The sequence below is a fragment of the Paenibacillus glycanilyticus genome, assembly GCF_023715145.1.
Taxonomy (GTDB): domain Bacteria; phylum Bacillota; class Bacilli; order Paenibacillales; family Paenibacillaceae; genus Pristimantibacillus; species Pristimantibacillus glycanilyticus_A.
Window position 1 is genome coordinate 40,025 of the sequence record NZ_JAMBNP010000011.1, and the last position, 19,595, is coordinate 59,619.

General features: G+C 50.5%; 17 protein-coding genes. 13 read left to right on the plus strand and 4 right to left on the minus strand.

The genetic code is table 11. The features are described from left to right. The 7 genes from M3194_RS24180 (at nt 1) to M3194_RS24210 (ending at nt 8,520) form a co-directional block, all read left to right on the plus strand. Nucleotides 1-1,710 (plus strand): sensor histidine kinase, encoded by a 1,710-nt coding sequence (locus tag M3194_RS24180; protein ID WP_251656660.1) that lies wholly within the window; start codon nt 1-3, stop codon nt 1,708-1,710. Nucleotides 1,711-1,712: 2 nt separating this feature from the next. Further along, the gene (locus tag M3194_RS24185) at nt 1,713-3,326 is read left to right on the plus strand and encodes a response regulator transcription factor (protein ID WP_251656661.1); all 1,614 of its coding nucleotides are present in this window, start codon (nt 1,713-1,715) and stop codon (nt 3,324-3,326) included. 21 nt (nt 3,327-3,347) lie between these two features. Further along, a complete protein-coding gene (locus M3194_RS24190) occupies nt 3,348-4,169 on the plus strand; it encodes an acyltransferase domain-containing protein (RefSeq protein WP_251656662.1) in 822 nt (273 codons plus the stop codon). A gap of 99 nt (nt 4,170-4,268) precedes the next feature. After that, nucleotides 4,269-5,126, plus strand: coding sequence for a sugar phosphate isomerase/epimerase family protein (locus M3194_RS24195; protein ID WP_251656663.1), 858 nt, complete (start codon nt 4,269-4,271; stop codon nt 5,124-5,126). Nucleotides 5,127-5,326: 200 nt separating this feature from the next. After that, nucleotides 5,327-6,799, plus strand: coding sequence for a PAS domain-containing sensor histidine kinase (locus M3194_RS24200; RefSeq protein WP_251656664.1), 1,473 nt, complete (start codon nt 5,327-5,329; stop codon nt 6,797-6,799). Nucleotides 6,800-6,920: 121 nt separating this feature from the next. Next, the gene (locus tag M3194_RS24205; protein WP_251656665.1) at nt 6,921-7,757 is read left to right on the plus strand and encodes an SPL family radical SAM protein; all 837 of its coding nucleotides are present in this window, start codon (nt 6,921-6,923) and stop codon (nt 7,755-7,757) included. A gap of 103 nt (nt 7,758-7,860) precedes the next feature. Further along, on the plus strand, nt 7,861-8,520 hold the full coding sequence (locus M3194_RS24210) for an SGNH/GDSL hydrolase family protein (RefSeq protein ID WP_251656666.1): 660 nt from the start codon (nt 7,861-7,863) through the stop codon (nt 8,518-8,520). A 70-nt stretch (nt 8,521-8,590) separates the two neighbouring features. On the opposite strand, the gene M3194_RS24215 is transcribed toward M3194_RS24210, so the two are convergent. The 4 genes from M3194_RS24215 to M3194_RS24230 form a co-directional block, all read right to left on the minus strand. After that, entirely contained in the window at nt 8,591-10,948 is a 2,358-nt protein-coding gene (locus M3194_RS24215; protein ID WP_251656667.1) for an MMPL family transporter, read from the minus strand. 37 nt (nt 10,949-10,985) lie between these two features. Beyond that, nucleotides 10,986-11,600, minus strand: a complete 615-nt coding sequence (locus tag M3194_RS24220; protein ID WP_251656668.1) for a TetR/AcrR family transcriptional regulator — start codon at nt 11,598-11,600, stop codon at nt 10,986-10,988. Nucleotides 11,601-11,793: 193 nt separating this feature from the next. Continuing rightward, nucleotides 11,794-12,597: an alpha/beta hydrolase gene (locus M3194_RS24225; protein ID WP_251656669.1), complete on the minus strand. Its 804-nt coding sequence runs from the start codon at nt 12,595-12,597 to the stop codon at nt 11,794-11,796. 169 nt (nt 12,598-12,766) lie between these two features. Further along, on the minus strand, nt 12,767-13,084 hold the full coding sequence (locus tag M3194_RS24230) for a cupin domain-containing protein (RefSeq protein WP_251656670.1): 318 nt from the start codon (nt 13,082-13,084) through the stop codon (nt 12,767-12,769). Between the two features lie 202 nt (nt 13,085-13,286). Between M3194_RS24230 and M3194_RS24235 the strand changes: the two genes are divergently transcribed. The 6 genes from M3194_RS24235 to M3194_RS24260 all read left to right on the plus strand — a co-directional run bounded on the left by M3194_RS24235 (nt 13,287) and on the right by M3194_RS24260 (nt 19,578). After that, nucleotides 13,287-13,784, plus strand: a complete 498-nt coding sequence (locus M3194_RS24235) for a TRAP transporter small permease (protein ID WP_251656671.1) — start codon at nt 13,287-13,289, stop codon at nt 13,782-13,784. Then, a complete protein-coding gene (locus M3194_RS24240) occupies nt 13,784-15,079 on the plus strand; it encodes a TRAP transporter large permease (RefSeq protein WP_251656672.1) in 1,296 nt (431 codons plus the stop codon). The genes M3194_RS24235 and M3194_RS24240 overlap by 1 nt, the downstream gene beginning before the upstream one ends. Before the next feature lie 102 nt (nt 15,080-15,181). Beyond that, nucleotides 15,182-16,210 (plus strand): TRAP transporter substrate-binding protein, encoded by a 1,029-nt coding sequence (locus tag M3194_RS24245; protein WP_251656673.1) that lies wholly within the window; start codon nt 15,182-15,184, stop codon nt 16,208-16,210. Nucleotides 16,211-16,286: 76 nt separating this feature from the next. Next, nucleotides 16,287-18,125 carry a sensor histidine kinase gene (locus M3194_RS24250; RefSeq protein ID WP_251656674.1) on the plus strand — a complete coding sequence of 613 codons (1,839 nt, stop codon included), beginning with the start codon at nt 16,287-16,289 and terminating at the stop codon, nt 18,123-18,125. Continuing rightward, entirely contained in the window at nt 18,106-18,870 is a 765-nt protein-coding gene (locus M3194_RS24255) for a response regulator transcription factor (RefSeq protein WP_251656675.1), read from the plus strand. The genes M3194_RS24250 and M3194_RS24255 overlap by 20 nt, the downstream gene beginning before the upstream one ends. A gap of 156 nt (nt 18,871-19,026) precedes the next feature. Then, nucleotides 19,027-19,578 carry a hemerythrin domain-containing protein gene (locus M3194_RS24260; RefSeq protein WP_251656676.1) on the plus strand — a complete coding sequence of 184 codons (552 nt, stop codon included), beginning with the start codon at nt 19,027-19,029 and terminating at the stop codon, nt 19,576-19,578. Nucleotides 19,579-19,595 lie beyond the last annotated feature (17 nt).

The window sequence follows — 19,595 nt, forward strand, 5'->3', positions numbered from 1 at the left end:
ATGAGCAGGTTCAATATCTTTACCAAGTTGATAGCTACTTTGCTGATTTTGCTTATTCCGATCATGCTTCTGTTTGCCGTGTCGAACCGAACAAGCACGGAGGTATTGACCGACGAAATTATTAAGGTAAAGCGCTATCAGATTGAAACGTTTGCCAACCAGCTGGATCAATTGTTTTTCCGGCTGGATACCTATAAGAAAATGCTGTACGAAAGCACGGATGTGCGAAATTTAGCTTATCCCGATTTGCTGGACGACGTCTTGGACAAATACAGAATTAACCGAACCGTCTCGGAAGAAATAAATCGTCTGGCCGGTTATGGCGATTGGAAAGCCGTGATCGCCGTGCTTTATCCTAGGACCGGAATCGTCATCAAGAGCAACTCCAGCTTGAATGCGCTTCCAAAGGAACTTCCCTTGCAGGATACCTTTTGGCAATACTACTCCGATCCGAGCGAGGATTATTTCATGGGCATCTTATCTTATCCCGAGAACTCGGCGGAGACGGGCGAGGCGCACATGAGAGTCGTGCTGAAGTTCGGCGTGGCCGCGCTGCGAAGCGCTTTATCCGAATTCAAAGCCAATGGCTCGGGAGATCCGTTCCTGTACCATCCCGGGTCAGCTCCTATCTATAATTATTCGGTTAACGTGAAGCAGATTGACGAATTTCTCCCCCGGCTTAAGGAGATTGATCCTTCGACGGAAAGCGGGTACATGCTGCTTCAATCCGACAAGACGAAGTTTCAGGTTCATTATCAAAAGCTGGAGTCTTTGGGCTGGTATCTGGTTGACTACGTACCCATCAGCAATATCATGGCGCCAATCAGCCGGAACCAGACCATGTTTTACGTCATAAGCGGCATGCTTTTGTTTATGGGGGCGTATCTTGCCTTTGTGATGTATCGCAATATTCAGATTCCGTTCCGGAAAATGATCCGCAACATGAATTTAATCGAGAAAGGCATTTATTCCGTAAGGATGGTAGACAAGCCCAAAGGGGAGTACCGGTTTTTGTATGACCGATTTAACTCCATGGCGTCAAAAATAGAGGAGCTGATTGTCGATGTATATAAAGAACAGCTTCGGTCGAAGGATGCGACGCTAAAGCAGCTGCAATCGCAGATTAACCCGCATTTTCTCTACAACACGCTTGCTTATATTAAAAGCATGATTGAACTAAATGAACAGCATGCCGCTATTTCAATGACCATGAATTTGAGCAAGTATTACCGGTATACGACCAAGACGGGAAATAAGATGGTGCGGTTAAGAGAGGAACTGGACTTGATCCATTTCTATCTGGAGATTCATTGCATGCTGAGAGACGACTTTGAATTTCATATCGAGATCGAGCCGCAGATGGAGAATCTTGAGGTTCCCAGATTAATCGTACAGCCGCTTGTTGAGAATGTAATCCTTCATTCGTTTAATCAGCAATCCGAATACGGAATGATTCAAATAAAGTGCTGGAGCGAAGATGGAGTGCACCATGTAGCCGTAGAAGATACGGGCAGCGGAATGGATTATTCCATGCTCGAGTCTATCCGGAAGAAGATTTATTCGAGCGGCGAAGAGATTGAATCGGGGCTGAAAAATGTCCATCAACGTCTGCGGTTAATGTACGGCGGCGACTCGGGCCTGCAGCTTAGCCAATCGAAGTTAGGCGGGCTTTGCGCACAGTTAAGCTGGAGCGATAAGGAAGGTGTATAAGCATGTACGAAATATTAATCGTGGACGATCACACGCACTTGGTTGACAGCCTGGCGATTGGACTTCCGTGGGAGCAAATGGGGGTCTCCCATGTCTACAAAGCCTATTCCGGCGAAGAGGCGCTGGAGCTGTTAAATTACCGTTCGGTTGATATCGTGGTAACGGACATCCATATGAACGGAATGACCGGACTCGAATTAATTGCCCGCATCAACGAGAAATGGAAGAACACAAAGGCGGTAATCATAACCGGCTATGATGAATTTCAATATGCGAGAGAAGCCCTTCAACAGCAGGTCTGCGATTATTTATTGAAGCCGGTATCGAACGAGGAGCTGGAACAGACTCTTCGCAATATCATTGAGAGAATTACGGAAGAAGGCAACGAGCTCTTAAATCAGCAGAAATTTGTATACCGTTTCCGGGAAAGCTTGCCCAAATTAAGAGAAATGCTCTTGTTTGACCTGATCTCCGGCAAGAATCACCCACTATCTGATTTGGAGGATAAGATCGGTTTATACGGACTTCCCTTTTCTGTTGAAAGGGAGGCCATCCTCTTATGCATGCGAGTGGAGGAGGACTATTCGAATAAGGATCTTTATAGTCTCTCTCTAATCGAATACGCCATGTTTAACATTGTGGAAGAGGTTTTTGCGGATAGATTTCATGTGATGTATTGCAAGGATTCGCATGATTACTTGATATTCCTGGTCCAATCCAATCAACTGGAGCCGTCCGGCAAAGACAGCTCTGCTGCCATTGAAGATCTAGCCAGGCTCTCCCAGCATCAAATCAAATTATATTTAAAGTCGAAGGTTTCGATCGTATTAAGTAACTGGGGAGCGTTGCCGAAAGACATACAGCCCATGTATCACTCTGCTCTATCGATTTATACCGACTACATTGGCTATCAGACGGAAAGCTTTTTCCATGTGACGCAAAAGAAAGAAGCATTCGATATTCAGCCGCTTGCGGAGCTTTATCGTTCCCAAACCTTTATGGAATTAATAGATTTCGAGCAGTGGACGGCATTTGAGACGAAGCTTAGCCGGATATTCGATGAGCTCGAAGGCGCGGGCAGCGGAGCCCGGGAATACGGGCTTGAAATCTACGTCACGCTGCTGCAGGCGTACTCCTATTATTTGCACAAGAAAGGCAAGCGGATCTTAGAAGTGTTTGGAAGAGACATCGAGAAGATGCTGAAGATTGATGCCAGCTGGAGCGTGGATCCGTTGAAGGAATGGGCCTTCGGCAGCTATGTGCAAATCAAAGCATACAGCGACAGGCGTTCGGATCATATACGGTCTGACTTAATGGAGCGGATCCGCCGGTTTATACAAGACCATCTAATCGATATAACCCTTCAAACGGTGGCCGACCATGTCAATCTGCATCCCGTATATGTATCAAACCTGTTTAAGCAGGAGGCGGGAGAGAATTTCTCCAACTACGTGCTTCGCCTGCGAATGGAGAAGGCGCTTCAACTGCTGAAGCACAAGGATTTGAGAATCAGTCAAATCGCACATGAGGTTGGCTATCAGAAGCCGCAGTATTTCATTAAGCTGTTTAAATCGCAATACGGAATGACGCCGCAAGAGTTTAAGAATAGCTTATGACTATGGAGGAGCAATGATTTTATGCAATTAAGGGAGCTTTGCGAAGGAATACGATTAGGAGAGGAAGCCAGCCGAATTCTATTTGATTTCCGAATGGAAGAAGGGGAATATGAGAGGCTGAAGCAGCATTTTCAAACGGACCGCCATTCGTTCTTCCGTCAGGTGACGGGAGAAGCGGGATATAGGCAAAAGCTGCTTTATCTATTCGCGAGATTTGCCGTGGATGCGTATGAAGAATACCGGATGCGGGGAATTGAGGATCGCATTTATTTCGATACGTTCACGGATATCCGGATTTGGAGCGAAGCCTGCCACCGAGATTTCGGCGAACATGGCATTGAAGAGTACAACTGGCTTCAGGAGCATGTCAGGCTCCGGTTATTTCGTCTGGGACGACTGCAGTTTCAACCCATGGCTTTTGAGGGAGAGAGCTTAAGGGCAGGGAATCGTTCGGTGGAAAAGCATCAGCTGGTGCTGAATATTCACATTCCGGAAGGGGAGTCTTTGACGCCGCATGAGGTGTCCCATTCTTTGCAATTAGCCCGGACGTTCTTTCGGGGAATCCCTCCGGTATATATTTGCAGTTCATGGCTGCTGTACCCCGGTCTCGATAAGGTGTTGAAGGCGGAATCCAACATTCTGAGATTTCAACGGCTATTCCATACGTATGAAGTCGACGAAGAATCAAGGCAAGCGGAGCAAAGAATATTCTATCGGTTAATGGCGAAGCCAGAAGATTACAAGGAAGAAACGAGCCTGCAGCGGGCTGCAAAAGCTTTATTGCTTAGCGGCGGGAGACTCGGGAGCGGAAGCGGCGTGCATATACCGGAGGAAGCCAATTAACGGATTGGACGTTTCCTAGTGAAGTGGCTATTTAATCGTGCTATTATTTAATAGATATTTCCATTAAGGAGTCAGCCATACTGGGAGGGAGATTCAGCTATGAAGTTTGGAGTCAGTACTTATAGCTATTATCAAGCATTGCAGTCCGGGGAAATGGACGTTCTTGATGTCATTGCTACCATTGCGGCCATTGGCGGCGAGCATGTGGAGATTGTTCCGCTTGGCTTCAATTTGACCGATAATCCGGGGCTGATCGAAGATATTCGCCGCAAAGCCGATGAGGTCGGCATTGATATCTCGAATTACCTGATTGGCGCAAACTTTGCCGACAAGAGCGAAGAGGAATACGAGCAGGAGATCGAACGCGTTAAGCGGGAAGTGGACATCGCGGCGAAGCTTGGCGTAGGGTTGATGCGTCACGATGTGGCTTCGTCACCGGATACGTCAATTGGTCATTTCAATAACGAACTGCCAAAGCTAGCGGAGGCTTGCCGCCGGATTACGGATTACGCGGCAACGAAGGGTATTATAACAACCGTTGAGAATCATGGCTATTTCCTCCAAGCAAGCGATCGTGTACAGGCTCTCATTCATGCCACGGACCGAGGCAATTTCAGAACAACCGTGGACGTAGGCAACTTCCTTTGCGTGGACGAGGATTCGGCGGCCGGTGTCTCCAATAACATCGCTTACGCTTCCATGGTACATATTAAAGATTTCTATGTGCGCCATCCCGAAAGCAAGCTGGGAGAGGGATGGTTCCGTTCCTCCCACGGCAATTACTTGCGGGGGGCTATCGTAGGTCATGGCGATATCGATATGCGGCGCGTGCTGGGCATCGTGAAGCAATCCGGCTATGACGGTTATATCTCCGTCGAGTTCGAAGGTCTGGAGCCTTGCCGGTTTGCCGTGCAGCAGGGTCTCAACCAGCTGAGAACGATTTGGGGAACACTATAAATTTATGACTTCGTACATTTGATTCTTGCACTCATAACGCTTGAATAAGCTGGTTTCGGCAACTGCCGGAGCCGGCTTATTTTGTTTGCGCCGCCCGCCTTATCTGTCAGATAAATTTGTTTTCCGCTATTCCATTTTCAAGTAGAAGTGTATAATCACTACTATATAAATATAGATCGGAAACGTAGGAGGAAACCATCTTGTCACTTAGAGATCGCTTTAAACACGAGCTTTTTGTGAATAAAAACAGTGAGCTGACTCAGTTGATGCTGAATCGCATTCTAAATATGAAATCCGAATTTATCTGCATTACAACTTTCCAGGATGGCGAATTTATTTATGCGAACGATTCGGTTTTTCAACGGTTGGGTTACGGTGACGATGAGCTCTTCGATCTGGATGTCTTTGACTTAGGAATCTGGACAAATAAGGACCATAGAGAGAAGATTACATCCGCGTTGCTGGACGGAGCAGTCATTCAGGATCTGGAGGTTGACGTCAAGGATAAGACTAACAAGATCATAACCTGCCTGCTGAATCTTGAGCTTGTACATATCCTGGATAGGCCTTGCATTCTCATTGCCGGAAGGGACATTACGCTCATTAAGGCTATCGAAAGAAACAAATACGAAGAGATGAAGGAAGAGCTGCTGCAGACTATCCGTTTGGTGAACGGCTTTGTCGTGCAAATGAAGATGAGAGAAGACGGAGAGCTCTATTACGTTCTGGCGGAAGGGAAGATGGCAGAGGAGATCGGATATACGACCGCTAACAGCTATGGCAAAACGGTACGGGAGATTTTCCCCCATCTCTATGAGAAGGAGGGGAAATATTACGATCAAATTCTGCAGGGCGAAACGATCAACTTTGAAACCGAGATCTACGGAAGAAGTCTATTTAAGACGCTGACCCCCTATTACAACAACCAGGGCCGCATTACGGGAATCATCGCAACTGCCGTAGATATATCCGAACGCAAAAACATGGAGAAGATGCTGCGCTTATCGGAGATGAACGCCGCGCTTGGCGAGCTGGCCGTCGGGGTGGCGCATGAAATCCGCAATCCTCTGACCGGGATTAGAGGGTTTGTTCAGCTCTTGGGAGAAGCGCTGAAGAGAAACGGCATTGACAAAGAGCAGGAATACGTGGACCTGATTCTGACCGAGCTGTCCCGGATCAATGAGCTGGTCAGTGAGATGCTATGGCTTCGGAAGCCCAAAGAGAGCAGTATGGAACATTTAGACATGACTAGACTAATGAACGATATCCTTCCGCTCATCCAGGTGGATACGAATATGAAGAACATTCATTTGGACACCTGCGGAATCGCTCCGGGAAAATCGGTTAAAGCGAATATGTCGCTGTTAAAGCAGGTCATTCTTAATCTCTGCAAAAATAGCATTGAAGCGATGGAAACCGGAGGCAGGCTGGTCTTGGGCTTAAGAGAAGACCATGAATCCGTGACCATCTTTGTGCAGGATTCCGGACCCGGCATTTCAGCCGAAGTGATGGAAAAGCTCTTTACGCCGTTTTTCACGACGAAGCTGACCGGTAATGGCCTCGGTCTGTTTATTTCCAAGCAAATCATCATTGATATGGGAGGGGAATTGACAATTCATTCCACCCCTTCGGGCACGGTAGCTTCCGTTACTTTGCCGGGCGAAACGCATTAAGCTGCGTTCGTTGAATTCTCCGTTCAATTATTCCGCGGAATCTTTTTGTTTGAATATTAGATTCGCTTTGCGTATAATATAAGAACAAATGTTCCTATCTTTTTGAGCGGAGGGAATGAAGATGCTTGTTGAAGTTAGAGATATCCAATCCAAGACGATCCTTAGCGAAGCAAAAGGTTATTTAGATATAGGCTTTACCCATTCCCTGAACCCGTATAGCGGTTGCGCGTTCGCGTGTAAATATTGCTATGTCAGAGAAATGCCGATACAGAAGTTTAAGCAGATTCCTTGGGGAGAATGGGTGGACATCAAGAGGAATGCGGCGGATATTTACCGGAAGGAAGCAATTAAGCTTCGCCGGAAGAATAAGCCGATTAACATCTTTATGTCTTCGGCAACGGATCCCTATCAGCCCATTGAACGGGAAGCGGGGATTACCCGGCGGCTTCTGGAGGAAATGCTGGAGTCACCGCCCGATTTGCTGCAGATTCAGACGCGAAGCCCGCTTATCCTGAAGGATCTGGACCTTATCGTGCAGCTGAAGGATAAATGCGAGGTGCTGGTATCGATGACGGTAGAGACGGACCGCGAGGATATGAAGCAGCTGTTTGCTCCGTACGCGCCGGGCATCAAGATGCGACTGAAAGCCTTACGGGATGTTCATGATGCCGGAATTATGACGCAGGCCGCCATATCGCCGGTGCTCCCGTTTACGCCTGATTTTCCGAAGGCCTTGGAAGGAATTGCGGACCGGATCTGGATCGATACGTTAAATATCGGAGACGGCTCCATGGGGAAAAGGTCGAAGCGGTTAGGGATGCCGCAGCTGTTTGATGATCATGATCTTGCGGATTGGTACCGCAGCGATATTCATGAGAGAGTGGAGACGTATTTCCGTTCCTTCTATCCGGCAGAGATGATTTACGTGTCGAAGAGCGAAGCTTTTCCGCTGAGCTAGATTGAAAAAGGCAGGACCTGCCATTAAACTTGGATTTGAGCATGAATGAATTCAATTGCTGCCTAATTATCCGGGATGTTTAATGACAGGGGAGGAACAATCAATGTTGTTGGGGCAAAAGTCGAAGCTGGTTATGATCGGGGATTCCATTACGGACTGCGAACGGGCTAGACCTAGAGGAGAAGGGCTGTTTGGAGCTAACGGGAAGGGTTATGTTTCGCTTGTGGACGCGTTGCTGACGGCGGCTTATCCGGAGCTTGGCATTCGCGTGGTGAACATGGGGACAAGCGGCAATAACGTTCGGGATTTGACGGACCGCTGGCAGACGGATGTGCTGGATCTGGAGCCGGATTGGCTGTCTATTATGATCGGCACTAACGATGTGTGGAGGCAATATGATTTGCCGGCTCAAACCGAGCAGCATGTCTATCTGGAGGAATATGAAGCCAAGCTGGAGGCGCTGGTAGAGCGTACAAGGCCGCAGCTGCAAGGGCTTGTGTTAATGACTCCATTCTATATTGAACCAAATGAAGCGGATCCGATGCGCAGAGCGATGGATCGGTACGGTGAAGTTGTCCGCAAGCTGGCAGCCAAGTACGATGCTCGGTTTGTGGATACGCAAGCTGCGTTTAACCGGGTACTTGACCATATTTATCCGGCAACTCTCGCTTGGGACCGTGTGCATCCAACGATGTCGGGGCATGCCGTTCTCGCCCGCGCGTTTCTGAAGGCTATTGATTATGATTACAATCGCGGATTGTAAAAAAGAGTTATAGACAAGAAAAGGAAAGGACTACTGACAACAGTGGTCCTTTCCTTTTGTATTTATACTTTTAATGCGCTCGGCTTGGTTTAGCCTTGACCTTGTTATCCTTCTGATGCGTAGACTTGTTAAGCTCGGCAATCAGCTTGTCGCCTTCCACGTCCAGGTTCGGCAGAATGCGGTCAAGCCATCTCGGCATGCCCCAGGCTTTGTCGCCAAAGACGGCCATAATCGCCGGAACAAGCGCCATGCGAACGAAGAAAGCGTCGATCAGTATGCCGATGGTGAGAGCGAAGCCGATTTGCTTGAGCATAATATCCTCGGTCAGGATAAAGCCGGCGAAGACGGATACCATGATCACGGCTGCTGCTACAACGACGCGGCTCGCTTGCTTGTATCCGTCGATAACGCTCGAGGATCCTTTATGTCCGTGTACGTAAGCTTCGCGCATGGAGCTGACCAAGAATACCTGATAGTCCATCGCGAGACCGTACAGAATGCCGGATACCATAATCGGCATAAAGCTCAGAAGCGGACCGCCGGTATCGAAGCCAAACAGGTCATGCAGCCAGCCCCATTGGAAGACCGCCGTTGTAATGCCGAAGGTAGCCTGAATACTAAGCAGGAAGCCAATTGTCGCTTTGACCGGTACGATAATCGACCGGAAGACGAGAAGCAGAATGATCAGCGACAGGATGAGGATGATGCCGATGTAGATCGGGAACACCTCGGCCAGCTTCGCCGACATATCGATGTTAATTGCGGTAAATCCGGTTACGCCAAGCGTCACTTTATTGCTTTGCGAAATACTGGAGTCATGATCGCGAAGCTCCTTAACGAGCTTTTTCGTTGCGTCATCCGTTGGCCCGGACTTCGGAATAACGCTGATTATGCCGATGTCTCCGGTTTGGTTAATGCCCATTGGAGAAACGACCGCGACATCGTCATGCCGCTGGATATCCTGGACAAGCTTGCCAAGAAGTTCAGGCGTGACCTTGTCCGAGGAGTTTGCAGGCTCGGCAACCAGAAGCAGCGGCGAGTTAAAGCCTTTACCGAAGCCGGCGGAGATGGCATCAAAGCTTTGTCTGGCCGGCGTATCGAGGTTTGCCGTATCGCCGGAAGGCATGCCCAGCTTCATGTCGGCTGCCGGAATGGCGGCAGCGCCAAGGACGACGATAACACCCAGAATAACGAGCCAGCGGCGTCTTACAACCCCATTAGCCCAGCGATGAGCCGTGCCTTGACGGGCAACATTCGTTTGTTCTTTATTTTTCTTGCGTGCTTTCTCGGAGCAGATTCGCTCGCCAACAAGGCCCAGCAATGCGGGCAGCAGCGTCAAGGCTACAAGGACGTTAATGAAGACGCTCGCCGCCGCGACAAGAGCCATGGCAGTCAAGAAATCGATATTCATAACGACCATGCCGCATAACGCGATAATAACGGTTAAACCCGCGAAGAATACCGCGCTGCCGGCCGTGCCAACCGCTCTGCTGGCCGCTTCCCGCGCGCTCAGGCCTTGATCCAGGATCATGCGGCGTTGACGGTTCACGATAAATAAGGAGTAGTCGATACCGACTGCAAGACCAACCATCATGGCAAGCGCCGGCGTGATATCGGTCATCGGAATAAATTTGGAGAGAGAGTAAGCACCGCCTACGCTAATCCCTACACCCAGAAGGGCCGTAATAAGCGGAAGACCGGCTGCAACAACGGAGCCTAGCGTAATAAACAATACGACTGCGGCAACGACAATGCCGATTCCTTCGGTTGCGCCGATAGCCGGCTTGCCAACAAGCGTGTCGCTTGGCAATGCTTTGATGCCTAAGTTGGCTTGTTCAACGGCCGTTACAGATTCAACGACATTGTCGATGACCTCTTGCGGCAGCGACATCTGCTGTACGGTGAATTGGAATTGGAACAAAGCGACGTTGCCGTCAGCGGAAATCATGACGCCAGGTACCGGATTACCGTCTACCATCAGAGGGCCATATGGAGGAGCCGCCTGGTTCGACTCCGCGGAGCCTTGTTGTGCGGCACTGCCGGAAGCAGCGCCGGATTGAGCGGCATCCGTTGCCGTTGCGCCTGCTGCTGCAGCTGCTTCGATCGGATTGATGACATATTCAATCCCGTACACGTCATTAATCGCTTTCGTAACGGCTGCGATTCGCTCCGGCGTGTCCAGCCGTTCGCCTTGAGGAGCGGTGAATACGACGCTTGCCTGACCGCCGGAAGCCTCCGGCAGCTCTTTGGCCAGCTGGTCCAATACTTTTTGCGCTTCCGTGCCTTTGATTTTCATCTCGGAGCTGGTGTGGATGCCGTTAATGCCGATCAAGGCACCAACAACGCCAAGAATGGCGATCCAGGCAATGATGAAATGCCAAGGCTTGTTATAGGCGGTCTTGCCTATTTTGTACAAGAAAGTAGACATAACAGTGTGGCTCTCCTTTTATATAGGGGATGATGAATCAAAAACCTTTTTTCAAATAACCAAACATGTCATCCAAATACTGATCTAACGGGATGGAATCGGGCGAATCCTCGCTTGATTGACCCGGAAAACGGATGTTGCTGCTGCCGTAAAGCATCGGAAGGGCAGCGCCATAAGCAGCGCCAACAAGCAGCTGGATGTAGCCCTGCGCATATTGGTCCTCAAATAAGTCGAGCAGTAATTGCTGGGCAAGCCCTTGATGACTGTGAAGAGCGCTCAGGATATAAGGCTCCAAGGTTGGATGCTGCTTGGACAGCTTAACGAGTTCACGCGTTTTTTGGAACAATCCCGCGGTAAGCTCCATCCGGACCAGATGCTCCATTACCTCAAGCGGGGTAGAATTCTCCGTCAGGCTCTCGAACAGCTGCTGCACTTCATCGACATTATTGAAGGCAGATGCACCCATCACGACTGCTTCTTCCTTGCAGGAGAAATGGTTCGCGAACGTTCTTCTCGAATATCCCGCGCGCTGCACAACATCCTCCACGACAAAGTTGTCCATTCCGCGCTCCATGGCGAGATCGAATGCCGCTTCGGCGAGTGCGTTAGCCGTCGCCTCCCGTTTGACATCACGCAAGCTTTGCTTATTCATCGTACATCGGCCGTGTGCCTTCACCTCACTTTCATTGCCCAATGAGCAATGAGTATATAATTATATTATTGCCCATTGGGCAGTGATGCACAATGAGAAGAGTTTGACGGTTTTGTGGCAATAGGAAAGGGCTGCTTCTTATGCCAATGGCATTGGAAGCAGCCCTTCTGCGTGCTGTAGCGAATTTCGATATTTATTCCAGACCAAACCCGATGGAGTCCAGCCATTCGACGCATAAGCCGAACCAATGCGCGCAGTGCGGATTAGGCGTATGTACTTCATCGTTGCACATGGACAGCCCATGTTGCCCTTTATTAAAGATATGGCATTCGAAAGGGACCTGGTTTTTGCGCAGAGCGCTGATCAAAAGCAGGGCGTTCTCGACGGTCACGGCCGGATCATCCTCCGTATGCCAAATGAAGGTAGGAGGCGTATCGCTCGCCACTCTTTGCTCAATGGAAAAGAAGCGGGCCGCTTCATCGTCCTCGTGGGAGCCGCTCAGGTTGTAGAACGAACCCCGATGAGCGAATTCGCCTGAGGAGATTACGGGATATCCGAGGATCAGCGCATTGGGCCTCAGAATATCTCCGGTGTAGCTCAGCCGTTCCATAAGCGCCGGTTCATTCCACATCGTGCCGGCTGCCGCCGCCAAATGTCCGCCGGCCGAGAAGCCGCAGACCGCGATTTTGTCATGGGCAATCAGCCATTCCCCGCTATGCTCTCTCAATATTCGAATGGATTCTAACGCTTCGACCATCGGCTGCATCTCTCTGGCATCTTCCCCGACGGAATATCGGAGAATAGCCGCATGGTAGCCGGCATTGTAGAAGGCGATGGCAATGGGCTCCGCTTCCCGCTCGGACACCATCCCGTACCCGCCGCCGGGCGTAATCAGAATAAGAGGGCGCGGCTTATCTCTTAGCTCCATAATGTCATGCAGATAGACGGTTAAGGCTGCTTGTTTGCTATGCTCCAGCTTGATTGTTTCCAGTCTCATGAGCGAATTCCTCCCGTATCGGAACGTGATCTATACGAACTCTCCCAAGTTTAGCTTATATGAAGCCGGGCTTCTCGCTCGATTTTGTGCAATTTACGAGACTTGTGCAGATTTTGTCCTCAAGAAGCAGAAGAGGGTGCCCGACTTCGGACACCCTCTCATTCCATGACTAACGCTTGAGCAAATCCTCGCGCACGGGCGTAAATACATCAAGCAGCACAGAGGCTTCCAGGGCGGTCACGCCATGTCTTGCTTCGCTGGGAATGCAGATCGTATCGCCCTCCTCGAGCACCGTCTCTACGCCGTCAATTCGGAACGCGATTCGTCCTTTCATGCAATAGCTCATCTGCTCATGCGGGTGGCTGTGCTCATAGCCTTCCGCCCCAGGATCGAAATGCACCTCCATCATCATCAGGCTTTGGCCGGCCCGCTTGATACAACGGGTAACGCCAGGCTCCGCTTGTTCCCATACTCCGATGTTGCTCATATCCGTTCACTCTCCCAAGTCTCGAATTTATCCAGCCTTATACGTGCAGTGTAGCGCACATTACAGCGGCATGGCAGTGCCGATCCGAAGAAACTAAGAAAACTACAAAAAATCATAAAATTACTCAAATACGGCTTCAAGCGCCTAGTCGCTACAATAAAAGCGCAGGCCATGTGCCTTATAAACCGTAGGGGGAGGATAAATGAAAACGCTTAAAAAAATAGCGCTTGCGATAGACACCTTGCTGGAATCCATTACGCTTATCGGCCTTTTAACGATGATCATCATTGTAACGGTGCAAGTGTTTACCCGCAAGGTGTTCAGCTTTGTATTTCACAGCTCGGAAGAAATTACGATGCTGCTGATGGTCTGGTTTTCGTTTCTTGGCATCGCGTTTGGCTTCCGGGAGCATCTGCATATGGGAATTGATTCGTTTACCTCCAAGCTGCCGAAGGCGGTTAACCTCGTACTGGACAAATTGATTGGCGCAGCTATCTTTGCCTTTGGCGTCTATCTCGTTTATTACGGCTGGGACTTTACGAAGCTGATGAGCGAATCAGAGCTTCCGGCGACCGGTTGGCCGAACAGTCTGCTGTACCTCGTTATGCCGATTACGGGAGTGCTCGTCTGCATCTACGCCATTCTTCAATTAATCGGGATCGACACCAGAAGGCACCGGCAGATAGGAGGGCATGAATAATGGACAGCACGGCAATTGCCACATGCATTCTGGCGGGCAGCTTTATCCTGTTCGTCCTGCTCAGGTTCCCGATCGCGCTTGGGCTGGCAGGCTCCTCGATTCTGACTTTGCTGTACCTGAAGGTGCCTCTTGCCACGGTTGGCCAGACAATGATTCAGGGCATGAACTCGTACTCCTTGTTAACGATTCCGTTCTTTATTCTGGCCGGGCAGATCATGAGCGAGGGGAAAATGGCGCTGCGCCTCATTAATCTGGCTCAGCTCTTTGTGGGAGGCATCCGCGGCGGGCTGGCTATGGTGAACTGCGTGGCCTGCATGTTCTTCGGCAATATTTCCGGTTCAGCTATCGCGGATGTCTCGTCTATCGGTTCAGTTATGATTCCGTCCATGAAGAAGAAGGGCTACGATACCGATTATTCGGTTGGCGTCACGGTATCCTCCGCCATCCAGGGCGTCGTTGTTCCTCCGAGTCACAATCTGGTCTTGTATTCCCTTGCTGCCGGAGGAGGCATCTCCATTACGAGCTTGTTCCTTGCCGGAATTGTGCCCGGCATTCTCATGTGCATTTCGCTTATGGCAACCAGCTACGTCTTTGCCGTGAAGCGCGGGTATGAGAAGGGCGATCCTGTCTCCCGCAAGGATATCCCGCGAATTCTGCGCGATGGCTTCATGTCGCTGCTTACGGCGGTTATTATATTGGGAGGCATCTTTACGGGTTGGTTTACGGCAACGGAGAGCGGGGCAATCGCCTGCCTCTATGCCTTTGTGCTCACGTTCTTTATTTACAGAGATATCCCGCTCAAGCGAATGACAGTGATTCTAAAAAGAACATTCCGGACGGTATCGATGGTCTTGTTCCTCATTGCGGCCTCCGCCGCGTTCAGCTGGGTGCTTGCCTATTTGCAGGTGCCGGGCATGATTACCGATTGGATGCTTGCGATCTCGGATAATCCGATTTTGATCCTGCTTATCATTAATATTGTCCTGCTGCTGCTTGGCGCGCCTATGGATATGGCGCCGCTGATCCTGATTATGACGCCAATTCTTCTGCCTGTTGTGACGTCTATCGGGATGGACCCGGTTCATTTCGGCATTATCCTGATGCTGAACCTTGGCATCGGCCTGCTGACGCCTCCGGTTGGTACCGTATTGTTCGTAGGCGCGGCAATCGGCAACATCTCTATCTCGCAGGCGACCAAAGCGATGATGCCGTTTTTTTACGTGTTATGCATCGTCCTTCTCATACTGACCTATATTCCGGGAATCGTCATGTGGCTGCCCAATCTGGTGCAATAGGCTGTGCGCAATTGGAATGATTTAATAGGTTTTAATAATGTATGCGCTTTCCCAATAGGGAGGCCGTATCGTATAATTCAAAAATAGAGGAGCGATCTTGTTATGATGAATGGGAAATGGAGATCCGTCCTGGCCGTATCTTTGCTTGCCGTTACGCTTGCCGGCTGCAGTTCCAATACGAAGGAAACGATCGACAGCTCTAACTCGGGAGGCAGCGCCTCCGATGGGCCCAAATATACGTTCCGCCTTGCGGATACGCATCCGGAAGGTTATCCGACGGTAGTTGGCGACCGGAAGTTTGCGGATCTGGTGAATGAAAAGTCCGGAGGCCGCATTAAAATCGAGGTTTTCCCTGCCTCCCAGCTGGGCGAAGAGAAAGCCGTCATTGAACAGGTTCAGCTTGGCGCCATTGAGCTTACCCGTGTCAGCACGGGAGCGATGGGCGGATTTAATAAGGAATACGAAGTATTCAGCTTGCCCTATATCTTCAATAGCGACGAGCATCTGTGGAAGTTCCTCGAGAGCGACAAAGGCTCGGCTCTGCTGGACAGTCTCGAATCCTCCCGCATGAAGGGACTTGCGTATTACAGCTCCGGCGCCCGGAATTTCTATTCGACGAAGCCTCTTGCCGGCATTGCGGATATGAAGGGGCTGAAGGTGCGCGTCATTCAAAATAAAGTAAATATCGATCTGATGGAGGCGCTTGGAGCAAACGCTACTCCGATGGCTTACGGCGAAGTGTTTGGCGCTTTGCAGACCGGCATCATTGATGCGGCAGAGAACAATTACCCGAGCTATGATACGTCGAACCATTACCAGCAAGCCAAAAATCTCATTCTTGATCAGCATCAGCGCGTACCTGAAGTGCTTTTGATCAGCAAGATCACTTGGGATAAGCTTTCGGATGCGGACAAGAAGATTATCAGCGAAGCCGCGCAAGAATCGGTAGCGACTCAGCGGGCAGAGTGGGACCGGTTCGAGAAGCAGTCGGAAGAGAAGATTAAGGCAGCCGGCGTCACCATTACCGAAGTAACGGACTTCGCGCCTTGGAGAGAAGCGGTGAAGCCGGTTATTGAGAAGTACCGCGCGGATTACAGCGATATTCTGGACGCGATCGAGAAAGCGGAATAATAGAGAAGCGAGGCTGCCTCCGGTTTCCTTCTGCTAGAGTCGATTTGGCGACGCGTCTATTCAGGGGGAATCGGTTATGCGCCTCAAACAAGCCTATCGCTTTGGGCAAGCGCTGTATAAAATCATGTATTTGAAGGACCGGCCGCTGTCGGTTAAGCTGCTCGTATTTCTGGCCATGCTGGTGGTTGTGCCATTAACCGTTGTTGGCTTGATCTCCTACAGCAACTCGTCGGCGAGTCTGAAGGATGCCGCCAGCCGCAGCAGCTGGCAAATTATCGAGCAGGTGAAATCGCATATCGAGTACTACATCCGCGATTTCGAGATTGATTCGATTAAGCTGCTGAATCAGCCTGAGATGAAGAGCATTGTTATGACGGGCAGTCTGGAGGAGCTCCGGAATGCCCGTCCTTCTATCATCCAGCTGTTTAAGGACGTTGCTTATTCCCGGCCCGACATCTCCCGCATTACGCTGCTAATGGAGAACAAAGCCATATTTGATACGGGAGAAGAAACGAATATGCGTTACGCCGGGGAGCTGGAACAAGAATCCTGGTACAGCTCCGTTCCGATGAACGGCGATATCCGCCTGATCAGCCGCCTCTCCAGCCGGGACGGGAATGATTCCGAACCGGTCATCTCTATCGTCAAACGCATTATCGATCCAAGGACGCTGGAACCTGTCGGCATGCTGATCATGGACATTAACTTCAAGCGGATTCAGGAAATCGCCTATAACGTTACGGTTGGCCGTTCGGGGTATATGGCGATTCTGGACGAGAAGGGATCGTACATCTATCATCCGGATCCATCCATGATTGGCCAAAAGGCGGATTTCCGTTACGCCGACTGGATGCTGCAGCAGGATGACGGGTATTTCCAGAGCGGGAAAGGGCCTTTTTATACCTTTAACCGATCCTCCTATTTGAACTGGCATCTGGTAACCATTATGCCGAATGAAGAGCTCAACCGCGGCGTCGCTTATATCGGGCGCACGATTTGGCTTACCGTACTCCTTACGCTGGTGATGGCCTATTTGCTGGCGGTTGGCTTTGCGGCCAGTATCGTTGCTCCAATCCGCAAGCTGCAGTTCTTCATGAAACGGGTGAAGGACGGCAATTTCTCGGAGCGCGCAAAGGTCGAGTCCAAGGACGAAATCGGTATTCTGACGAATGACTTTAATCAGATGGTCGAGAAGGTGGAGCAGCTCATGAAGGAGGTCTATACCGCCAAGCTGCGGGAAGCCGATCTGTCGCTTAGGCAGAAGGAATCGGAGCTGAAGGTACTCCAGTCGCAGGTGAATCCTCACTTTCTGTACAATGCGCTGGAAACGGTCAGGGGAATGGCGCTGGAGCAAGGCATTACGGACATCTCCAAGCTGGTTACATCACTCGCCAAGATGCTCCGTTATAACCTTGGGCATGCTTCTCCCGTCGTGACGCTCCGTGAAGAATTGGCTATCTGCGGGATGTATTTGGATATTCAGAAATTCCGCTTCGAGGAGAAGCTGCATTACCGGATGGATGTGCCGGATGAAGCGCTGGAGCAGTATATTCCAAAGTTCTCGCTGCAGCCGCTTGTGGAGAATTGCGTCATCCACGGCACCGAAACGGGCACGTCCAGAGTGACGATTACGCTATCAGCCGCCTTACAAGGCTCCGAATATACGGTTACGGTAGCAGATTCGGGCTCTGGCATAGAACCGGATCATCTGCGGCATATCGAGCGGGATTTGCGGGAGAAGGAGCTGTCTACGGTCGGCGCGCATATCGGCATCATTAACGTCCATCGCCGCATCATGCATTTATGCGGGGAACGGTTTGGATTAAGGCTCGCCAGTAAACCGGGGAAAGGAACTACCGTTACGATTACTTTGCCGCTGAAGGAGGAAGACCGCCATGACGCAATCTCCGTATAGCGTATTAGTGGTAGAAGATGAGCGCTGGGTAAGAGTTGTTCTGCGGGAGGTGCTCCGGGAGACCGGGCTGCCTTTTCAAATTGTGCAGGAATGCACGAATGGTCTGGAGGCATTGGATTGGCTGCAGGGACATACGGCCGATATCGTGCTGGCCGATGTAAAGATGCCGGTCATGGACGGCGTTTCTTTTATCGAGCGGCTAGCGGGTTTAAAGGATAGTCCGTCGGTTGTGTTCATAAGCGGCTATGACGATTTTCAAGCGGCACGCAAAGCCTTGCGCTGCGGGGTTATCGACTATTTGATGAAGCCGGTTGAAGCCGAAGAGCTGGCCGGGACGCTTGGCAAATGGATGAAGGAGCAGGAGCGGAAGAGGGAAGCGACTCAGAGCCCGGCAGCTCCGTCTTCGGAGGAAGGCCAAAGCGAGATTATGGAGCGGGTGCTTCGGCTTATTCATGAGCGTCCCGGCCATGTCAGCCTGAACGGAATAGCAGCGCAGGTTCATATGAATGCCAGCTATTTAAGCCAATATTTTAAGCAGCATACGGGGCGGAACTTTACGGATTACGTGGCGGGACTGCGGTTAGAGGAAGCCAAGATGCTGGTCGCCCGCACCTCGCTGCGCATCTCGGAGATTGCGGAAAGGCTGGGGTACAGCGATATCGCCTATTTTAGCAACACGTTCAAAAAAACAACCGGCAAAAGCCCGCTCGATTTCCGCAGGCAGGAGCAAGTGCTGCGGCATTAACGGCATAACGGAAAGCGACCGGCAACGGATTACTAGTCCTAGTAGTCCGTTTTTTGTTTTAGACGCCAAGTCCTGTGACGTGCATCACAGCCAGGAGCAAAGCCGGATGGTAAGCTGTTGGATATAGAGGAATTCAAGCCGTCGGGAGGGATTGGAATGAAACTGGATCCGTTAAATACAGCCAGGCCAAGCGCTTTTGTCGAGCTGGCTATGCGCCTTGAGGCCGATCATGAACAAATAAAAGCCATGTGCAGCGCTTTATGCCAGCAGAGCATCCATCATGCTACGGGGATGAGCAGTTATGTAACGATACAAGGATTAATCGAGCTCCGGCAGGAGGCGGAAGCGCTGCTTGGCGAGCTGCAACGGCATTCGCAGTGGGAAGAAGACGAGCTGTTTCCCGTTCTGATGCATTATTCGCACAAGAAGATCGAACCAACCATCATGCCTTCCTTATGGGTACTGGAAAAGGATCATGAGCTTGCTGTCCTGTATATTGAATCTTTTATTCGAGCGAGCAGCACGCTGCTTCATGCTTGGAGGCTGGAGCCGATAAGCGGCGCTGACCTGCAGAGCGGGCTGAAGGAAGGATGCGATTGCTTGACGCAGGGCTGCTTTATTTTGACCGCGCATTTTCAAATGGAAGAGGAGCTGCTGTTTCCTTTGGCCGAAGAGATACTGACCGACATGGATTATTTATTCTCCTGATTGAAGGAAGGAGGGAT

Excerpts from the sequence above, each read along its gene's own strand:
- M3194_RS24255 (WP_251656675.1), top strand. The coding sequence starts at position 18,106 with ATGACGCAATCTCCGTATAGCGTATTAGTGGTAGAAGATGAGCGCTGG.
- M3194_RS24240 (WP_251656672.1), top strand. The coding sequence starts at position 13,784 with ATGGACAGCACGGCAATTGCCACATGCATTCTGGCGGGCAGCTTTATC.
- M3194_RS24225 (WP_251656669.1), bottom strand. The coding sequence starts at position 12,597 with ATGAGACTGGAAACAATCAAGCTGGAGCATAGCAAACAAGCAGCCTTA.
- M3194_RS24195 (WP_251656663.1), top strand. The coding sequence starts at position 4,269 with ATGAAGTTTGGAGTCAGTACTTATAGCTATTATCAAGCATTGCAGTCC.
- M3194_RS24215 (WP_251656667.1), bottom strand. The coding sequence starts at position 10,948 with ATGTCTACTTTCTTGTACAAAATAGGCAAGACCGCCTATAACAAGCCT.
- M3194_RS24190 (WP_251656662.1), top strand. The coding sequence starts at position 3,348 with ATGCAATTAAGGGAGCTTTGCGAAGGAATACGATTAGGAGAGGAAGCC.
- M3194_RS24230 (WP_251656670.1), bottom strand. The coding sequence starts at position 13,084 with ATGAGCAACATCGGAGTATGGGAACAAGCGGAGCCTGGCGTTACCCGT.
- M3194_RS24180 (WP_251656660.1), top strand. The coding sequence starts at position 1 with ATGAGCAGGTTCAATATCTTTACCAAGTTGATAGCTACTTTGCTGATT.
- M3194_RS24245 (WP_251656673.1), top strand. The coding sequence starts at position 15,182 with ATGATGAATGGGAAATGGAGATCCGTCCTGGCCGTATCTTTGCTTGCC.
- M3194_RS24260 (WP_251656676.1), top strand. The coding sequence starts at position 19,027 with ATGAAACTGGATCCGTTAAATACAGCCAGGCCAAGCGCTTTTGTCGAG.
- M3194_RS24210 (WP_251656666.1), top strand. The coding sequence starts at position 7,861 with ATGTTGTTGGGGCAAAAGTCGAAGCTGGTTATGATCGGGGATTCCATT.
- M3194_RS24220 (WP_251656668.1), bottom strand. The coding sequence starts at position 11,600 with ATGAATAAGCAAAGCTTGCGTGATGTCAAACGGGAGGCGACGGCTAAC.
- M3194_RS24205 (WP_251656665.1), top strand. The coding sequence starts at position 6,921 with ATGCTTGTTGAAGTTAGAGATATCCAATCCAAGACGATCCTTAGCGAA.
- M3194_RS24250 (WP_251656674.1), top strand. The coding sequence starts at position 16,287 with ATGCGCCTCAAACAAGCCTATCGCTTTGGGCAAGCGCTGTATAAAATC.
- M3194_RS24235 (WP_251656671.1), top strand. The coding sequence starts at position 13,287 with ATGAAAACGCTTAAAAAAATAGCGCTTGCGATAGACACCTTGCTGGAA.
- M3194_RS24185 (WP_251656661.1), top strand. The coding sequence starts at position 1,713 with ATGTACGAAATATTAATCGTGGACGATCACACGCACTTGGTTGACAGC.